Source organism: Mesorhizobium sp. M2C.T.Ca.TU.002.02.1.1, assembly GCF_003997225.1.
The window spans coordinates 1-7,642 of record NZ_RZTO01000243.1; the positions used below are offsets into that span (position 1 = coordinate 1).

Consider the following 7,642-nt stretch of genomic DNA (forward strand, 5'->3'; position numbering starts at 1 on the left):
CATGATCACGACACGATCAGCCATCGAGAAAGCTTCGGACTGGCTGTGGGTGACGTACACGAACGTGATTCCCAACTCCCTTTGCAGATTTGACAATACCGTCTGCATGCGAACTTTGAGATGGGCGTCCAGAGCCGAGAGGGGCTCGTCAAGAAGCAGGATTTGGGGTTCGGTCACGAGCGAACGAGCCAACGCGACGCGCTGGCGCTGGCCGCCGGAAAGGTGCGCCACGTTTCGGTGAGCGAACTCGGCGATCTGCAGTCGCTCCAGCCACTGCTCGGCGCGGCGGCGCCGCTCCGCTTTTTCGACGCCACGCATGCGAAGGCTGAACTCGACATTCTCGCGCACCGTCAGGAAGGGAAACAGAGCCAGGCTCTGCCACACCATCGGCGTGTCCCGCTGCCACGTTGGCAGATCATTGATGCGCTTGCCGGCAAGGCGGATTTCACCCTCGCTCGGCGCTTCCAGCCCGGCAAGCATTCGCAGCGTCGTCGTCTTGCCGCAGCCGCTTGAGCCCATGATGGCCAGGAACTCGCCCTTGCGGATATCCAGGTTCATTGGTTCGACGGCTACGAAATTGCCGAAACGCTTGGCCACACCGTCGAACACAACAAGTGCTTGATCAGCCATCGGTGTTCACTCCGTCCTGGCGGCCGCAGCGCCGCGTTTCATAAGCAGTTGCGCCAGTACCACCAATGTCATCGAAACGATGAACACGAAGGTGCCGATCACGTTGATGCGCGGACTGACCTGGCCTTGGAGGAAGCCTAGCACCTTTACCGGCAACGTCTCGTTGAGACCGGAGACGAACCAGGCCACGGCGAATTCGTCGGAAGAAACGGCCATCGTTATGAACAGGGCAGCCAGGATCGACGGCAGGCAGAAAGGAATGACCACGTGGCGCATCGCGCCCCATTGCGTCGCCCCGAGGTTCCACGCCGCAGGCTCGAGAGCGGCATCCATTTGGGACAAACGCAACCGTATGATGGCCATAGCGAAGGGCGCGCAGATCACCACGTGGGCGATGATAACCGAGAATGCGTCTCCCGAAAGGGTGAGGCGCGACAGATAGGACAGCATCGCCAGACCCATGATCACTGCGGGAATCGTAGGCGGAAGCAGGGCAAGCGCGAGATAGGCCTGCTTGCCGAAAAATTGATAACGGTAGTCAGTGTACGCCGCGCCGAAGCCAAGGGCGGTAGCCATCACAGCTACGAACCCGGCCACCACAAGAGTGTTCCTGAGGCCGTCCCAGACCAGCGGGTCGGAAATCACCACTTGATACCATTCGACGCTGAAGTGGCCGAGCGGGATCGTCGGGAAACGATCCGAATTGAAGGAGAATATGAAGCTTGCCGCGATCGGCGCGAACACAAAGAGGAAGCTGAGGGCAACCCAGCCTTTGAGAAGTATGTCGATGGTGCGGTTGCGATTGGGATCGCCAGCCCGGTTTTGGCTCATTTGCGTGCTCCCCGGTAGGCGAAGCGCACAGCAGCAAAAGCCACTGCCATGAGCGTCAGGATCATCGTCAGCGCGATCACCGCGGCGCGCGGCCATTGCTGACCAGACTTCGTTGTATCGGTGATAAGGATGGAGAGCGTGGTGGGATTCCCGCCTCCGAGATACACGGGGCTTACGAAATCCCCAAAGCACAGGATGAACGCGAACAAGGCGGCGATGACCAGCCCGACGCGAGCCGAAGGAATGACAACGGCAAAGACCGTGCGGATTCTCCCAGCCCTCAAATTGTGCGCCGCCTCGATGAGCGTTCGGTCGACGTAGGAAAGGCTGAAAACTTGCAGCAAGATCACCAGCGGCAGGCTCAGGGTGAGGTAGCCGACCAGTATCGCGCCGGGCGTATTCAGGAGGTGGAACGGGCCGATGCCGAACTGGCCGAAGAGGCCGTTGATGATACCGTGATCCGACAGGAAGACCTGCCAGGAATAGACGCGCACCAGGTAGCTGGTGAAGAACGGGATCACCATGAGGAAAACCGCCCAGCGCCGGCCTGTGTCGGAAAGCTTGAAAGAGATGGCATAGGCGCATGGGAAGGCGAGCGCCGAAGCGAGCAGGCTGCCGGCAGCGGCCAGCGCCCAGGTCACAGCATAGGCTTGCCAGAACACCAGCCGTCCGAGCATGAACGACCAGTTGCTCGGGTTGAAATCCGACTCCAGCCGGAAATTGTGCACCGACCAAAAGCTCAGCGCTACCAGGAATGCCAGCGGCAGCAGGAAGAACAGCATTTGCCAAAGCAGCAGCGGCAAAGCGAACGTCAGTCCGTAGATGGAGAGGCGAGGAACCATGTCTGCAGTCTTGCGGGCGAGGGATCGGCCTGACAGCCTGGAACGGCTGGCGGCGAAGAGGCCGCCAGCCGCGTCGGATCAAGCGCTTTTATACTTCGTCCAGAAGTCGTTCCAAGCACCAAGATCCTGCTGGACGGGCCATTGCCGATATCGGATGCGTCCTGAACGGATCATGTCCATAGCGTTGCCGGGTTCTTTCGTCATGCCCTGGCGCTTGGCCTCTGCGGGATCGACTTGGTTCAGCAGATCCCAACCCTTCTTGTTCGGGACCAATGCGGGATACGCAGCCATTTCAGCAGATTTGACCTGCCCCTTCGCCGAGGTGATGTACTGGATCCATTTTTTGGCCAGGTCGCCTTTGCTGGTCCCCTTGCCGACGCAGAAGCATTCCGACCACTGGAGGCCGCCTTCCTGCGGGATATGGCTTGCCACCTTGGCACCGCTCTTCTGCAGAACGCCCGTGATCCAGTCGCCAATGCCGGCCATCGCCAACATCTGCCCGTTCTTCAATGACGAGAACGTTCCTCCGTAGTCGAAGAAGCCGCCGATGTTCTTGCGCAGGCTCATGGTCTTGTCCTGCACCGCCGACCAGCGAGCATCGTCTATGTCGTAGGGCTTGGCATTGCCGCTCAACAGACTGATCTGACCGAGGTTCGGCAGATGCCAGTCATAGTGGCCGACCTTGCCCTTGAGCTTGTCGCTCCAGTAGACGTTGTAGGTGTCGACATCCTTCTCGGTCAGCGCGTCGGTGTTGTAGGAAACGCCGAGGAAGCCGAAACGCGTCACGACGGAAAAGAGCTTGTCGCCCTCCCAGTTTCCCGGGAAGCGCTGAAACTCCGGGAAGTAGTCGTCGAAGCTGTAGTCCTTCGGATCAAGCTCTTCGATATACCCCGCCTCGTGGAGCCCTTGGACATACTCGGCATCCGACAGGACAAGGTCGTAGGTTCCCGGCGGGGATTGCGAGATCAACCCCATCATGTTGTCGCCACCGCTGTAGTATTTCGGCTTGAACTTAACGTTGTTCGCCGCCTCGAATTCGGAAACGACATCGGGTTCGGCATGCCCGTACCAAGCGAGCATGGTGAGTTCGATCGGGTCCGCAAAGGCTCGCCTGTTCAAATACGGTGTAGCGAGCGCGGTACCGCCGAAAACGGCGGCGGTCTTGAGAACGTCGCGCCGAGTGGCACGACGCGAAGATAGGAAACTGCCTGTCATGTCATTCCCCTTCTAGTTTTTGGCTGCAGGCACGCTAGGAGGGGACAACCCATTTGAAAAATTAATTCCAATAATTTTTGCATTTTCGATGCTTATTGCCGATCAAGCTCCATTTGGCGCTTTATCGGGTCGCCCGAAACCCCAGCCTCGTCCAGCCTGGCAACGACATGATTGACCAACCCAATGCCTGCATCTGACAGGCGCGGATGCTTGTAGAAAAGCCCCACGCGGATCTCGGCTAGAGGCGGAAATCCGTCGCGCTCGTCCAGAGTACGCATGCCGCTGAGCATCGTGTAACGCGTGAGCGCGCTGACCCCAAGTCCGTTTACGACGGCGTTCTGCAGGCCGCCTATGCCGGAGCCCGTGTAGGCTATGCGCCAGCGAACGTTCGCCTCGTCCAGAGCCTGAATCATCCGCGCCCTGTAGGCACAGCCTTCCGGATGGGCGGCCAGAGGAACCCCCTTGGCGCGATCGTAGCTTGCGCCCTCGGCCGCAGCCCAAATCGGCCGCTCGATCCATGACCGGGAAAGGTATTGCGCGCGCTCGTTGTTGACCATCGCCACCGCAAGGTCGAGCTCGTCGGCGCGCAGGCGGTCAAGGATTTCCGCGCTCCAGCCGCAATGCAGCTCAAGCGATATTTCAGGATGCCGTCGCGTGTACTCGGTGATCACGCCTTGCAGAAAGGCGACAGCGTAGTCGTTGGGCAGGCCGACCCGGATCACTCCGGCGATTTTCGCCCGATTGAAGTGAGAGGCCAACTCGTCGTTCAGGCGCAGCATCTCACGCGCGTAGCTCAACAGCATCTCGCCTTCGCTGGTCAGGAGCAGCGCCCGGCCGACCTGCCTGATGATCGGCGCCCCAACGAGTTCTTCAAGCCTCTTTATCTGCAAAGAAATCGCCGGCTGCGTACGCCCGAGCGCATCGCCTGCCTTTGTAAAGGCCCCGAGGTCGACCACCGATACAAACGACCGCAGCAGGTCGGTTTGGAAATTGGTGAAGCTGCGCATGAATTAAGATCTTTCATACAGAGATGATGATTATAAATTTCTCATATCCGAGGACCGACTTCAATCATCTCATGGTTTTGGAAACTGGAGGTCCTCAATGTCAGCCGAAACAGTCTTTGCCGCGGAACTTCCGTGGCCCGACTACGATGCCAAGGTTCGGGACGGCTCGGTCCCGATTCTCGTCCCGATCGGATCCATGGAGCAGCACGGCTGCCACATGCCGATGCACGTGGACGTATTGCTGCCCGTTGAGTTCGCGCGGCGCGTTGCCGACGTGGTCGGGGCGCTCGTCGCTCCGCCCTTCACCTATGGCTATAAGTCGCATCAGAAGTCGGGCGGCGGAAACCATCTGCCCGGCACGACCAGTCTCGACGGCGCCACGCTGGTTTCGGCGCTACGCGACGTGATCAAGGAATTCGCCCGTCACGGCGTGCGCAAGATCTGTCTCGTCAACGGCCACTTCGAGAACTCCTGGTTCATCGTAGAGGGCATCGATCTGGCCTTGCGCGAGCTGCGCTGGGGCGGCATCGACGACATGAAGATCGTCGTTCTTTCCTATTGGGATTTCGTCGACAAGGCTACGATTGCCAGGCTCTACCCGAACGGATTCGCCGGCTGGGACATCGAGCACGGCGGTGTCCTCGAAACGTCGCTCATGCTCGCGCTGTACCCGCATTTGGTCAACCTGAACCGCGCCGTCGACCACTTGCCCGCAAGCTTCCCTCCCTATGACGTCTATCCGCCGAAGCCGGAGTGGACGCCCAAGAGCGGTACCCTCTCTTCGCCGAAAGAGGCTTCGAAAGAGAAAGGCGAGATTCTTCTGGATGTCTGCGTGTCTGGAATAGTCGACGCGCTGAAAACGGAATTCTGAAGCGCCTAAAAGCGTGATCGTAAATGGCCAGGAGGGCTGCCATACGCTGATGCTCCCCTGGCTTCGACGAAAGCGAGCGTCTTCAAAAATGATACGGCGGCGGCTCCCATCGCCTTTCATTGTCGGCGGAATCCGGCGGGATCGGGCGAAACTGCGCTCGAAGGCGCCGGACAATCCACCGGGCCGTTTGCTTGATCAATCCGAACATCGGCTTAGCAAAGGATGCGGAACAGCCGTTCCGGTCCGTCACTCTGGTCGGGCAATCGACAGGAAGATACGGGGCCATCTCAGTTCCTGACGACGTTGTGCTCGGGGCCAAACGGGAAGCCGGTGATGTTCTCGGCTCCGTCTTCCTTGATGATCAGTATGTCGTGCTCGCGATAGCCGCCGGCACCCGGCGCGCCGTCGGGCAGCATCACCATCGGTTCCATGGACACGACCATCCCGGGCTTGAGCTCGGTGTCGATGTCCTCGCGCAATTCCACGCCGGCTTCGCGGCCGTAGTAGTGGCACAGCACGCCGAAGGAATGCCCGTATCCGAAAGAGCGGTACTTGAGCAGATCCCACTGCCGGTACATGTCATTGAGCTCGACTGCGATGTCCTTGCACCGTGCACCAGGCCTGATCAGCTCCAGGCCACGGCGATGAACCGCCACGTTCTTTTCCCAGATGTCCAAGCTGGCATCATCGACGTGGTCGCAGAACAGCGTACGCTCCAGCGCGGTGTAATACCCGAAGATCATCGGGAACGTGTTGAGCGAGAGAATGTCGCCCGACTGGACGACGCGATTGGTGACCGGATTGTGCGCGCCGTCGGTGTTGATGCCGGACTGGAACCAGGTCCATGTGTCCATCAGCTCGACAAAAGGATGCGCCTTGGCAATTTCGCGGATCATCGCGTTGGTGGTGGCAATTGCAATTTCGTGCTCCGGCACGCCAGCCTTGACTGCCGCCACGCAAGCGGCGCCACCGATATCGCAAACCCGAGCGCCTTCGCGGATAAGCTTCTGCTCCTCCGCCGACTTGATCGTCCGCATCCACATGGACGGCTGGCCCACATCCACAAACTCCACCGCCGGCAAGGCTTCTTCAAGCTGCCTGCGGAAATCGAGCGACACATGGTCGAACTCGATTCCGACACGCCTGGCGCCGGCGGTCAGTTGCCGTACCGCGCGATAGAAATTGTCGCGGCGCCAGTCGGTGTATGTAAGATTGTCACCTGAGCTGCGGCGCCAAGGTTGACCGCCGTCGATGCCGGCCGAGATGGTGGTCGCCTTGTCATGGTCTATGACCATGCCGTATTTGCGGCCGAAGTAGCAGTAGAGCCAGCCAGAGTAATAGTTGATGCAGTGATATGACGTGAACAGGGCGGCATCGACATCGTTTTGCGCCATCCACCTGCGCACGTCATCTTGACGGCGTTTCATCTCGGCATCGGAAAAGGGCGAATATTCCTTTTCCCCGTTGTGCCATTTCATCACGTGCAGCATGTCGTCCGTCATTTCAATGCTCCAATTGTCCAGAAGCATTAAACGTATCGGCGAGAATCGAATGAGGAAAATTTATTGACCTAATGCTGCCATTCCAACAATTTATAGACTCCGCTTTGGGTGGAATGCGGCAGAACGTTAGCAAGGCAACAAGCACCTCGAAACGTTTGGATGCAACGGGTGCCGCAGTTGGGCTAGTGTCACCGTCTCAAATAAATCGCAAATGCGATGACAGCTGTCGCCAAAGCGTATGTCACGGCGACCACAGCCAGCATTTCGATGTCGCGATGGACCGGAATTCCGCGCGCGCGAGCCTGAGATATGATGTGCCTGAGTTCTACGTCCGCGTCGAACTCGAGGCGGTGCGGAACCGTGGCGACGATGATGTCGAGGTAGGGTCTACCTCTACTGCCGCCAAAGACACAGCCGGTCGCACCTGCCAAAAGCGCTTCAACTGCATCAGACCTCGACGCGCGATAGCGGAGCGTTTGAGATTCGTCCTCGAACAGGTGTCCATAGTTGATCCCCATGCAAGCTGCCTGCATCCTGAAAATCAGCATTATTCGTCAAGAAGTCATTTGCGGTCAGCCGCAGCCGCTCTTAGGCCTTGGGTAGCGCCAACTAGAAGATCCGATTCCTCACGTTTACAGCCACGTTCCGCCTCCATTCTGCGGAGAGGCTATTCTCCGTTTCTTTTCCTCAACAATTAATATCATTTATATTTGGATTTCGATTTGAAATCCCTCGGTTCTGAGG

8 protein-coding genes are annotated in these 7,642 nt (G+C 58.7%); 1 reads left to right on the forward strand and 7 read right to left on the reverse strand.

Going from position 1 to position 7,642, the window contains the following annotated elements; all coding sequences use genetic code 11:
* The 5 genes from EOD07_RS15030 to EOD07_RS15050 form a co-directional block, all read right to left on the reverse strand.
* Positions 1-630: ABC transporter ATP-binding protein (locus EOD07_RS15030; protein WP_164772260.1), on the reverse strand; the 630-nt coding region annotated here is incomplete at its 3' end.
* Positions 631-636: 6 nt separating this feature from the next.
* A complete protein-coding gene (locus EOD07_RS15035; RefSeq protein ID WP_127236027.1) occupies positions 637-1,461 on the reverse strand; it encodes an ABC transporter permease in 825 nt (274 codons plus the stop codon).
* Positions 1,458-2,303, reverse strand: a complete 846-nt coding sequence (locus EOD07_RS15040) for an ABC transporter permease subunit (RefSeq protein ID WP_127236028.1) — start codon at positions 2,301-2,303, stop codon at positions 1,458-1,460. Before EOD07_RS15040 ends, EOD07_RS15035 begins: the two co-directional genes overlap by 4 nt.
* A 78-nt stretch (positions 2,304-2,381) precedes the next feature.
* Positions 2,382-3,518: a spermidine/putrescine ABC transporter substrate-binding protein gene (locus EOD07_RS15045; protein ID WP_127236029.1), complete on the reverse strand. Its 1,137-nt coding sequence runs from the start codon at positions 3,516-3,518 to the stop codon at positions 2,382-2,384.
* A gap of 92 nt (positions 3,519-3,610) precedes the next feature.
* A complete protein-coding gene (locus EOD07_RS15050; RefSeq protein WP_127236030.1) occupies positions 3,611-4,525 on the reverse strand; it encodes a LysR substrate-binding domain-containing protein in 915 nt (304 codons plus the stop codon).
* A 97-nt stretch (positions 4,526-4,622) separates the two neighbouring features.
* Between EOD07_RS15050 and EOD07_RS15055 the strand changes: the two genes are divergently transcribed.
* Complete coding sequence (locus EOD07_RS15055) at positions 4,623-5,396, forward strand: creatininase (RefSeq protein WP_127236031.1); 774 nt, start codon at positions 4,623-4,625, stop codon at positions 5,394-5,396.
* Between the two features lie 287 nt (positions 5,397-5,683).
* Here EOD07_RS15055 and EOD07_RS15060 read toward each other — a convergent pair whose 3' ends face one another.
* On the reverse strand, positions 5,684-6,898 hold the full coding sequence (locus EOD07_RS15060; RefSeq protein WP_127236032.1) for a M24 family metallopeptidase: 1,215 nt from the start codon (positions 6,896-6,898) through the stop codon (positions 5,684-5,686).
* 188 nt (positions 6,899-7,086) lie between these two features.
* The gene (locus EOD07_RS15065; protein ID WP_127236033.1) at positions 7,087-7,416 is read right to left on the reverse strand and encodes a hypothetical protein; all 330 of its coding nucleotides are present in this window, start codon (positions 7,414-7,416) and stop codon (positions 7,087-7,089) included.
* Between the last annotated feature and the right edge of the window lie 226 nt (positions 7,417-7,642).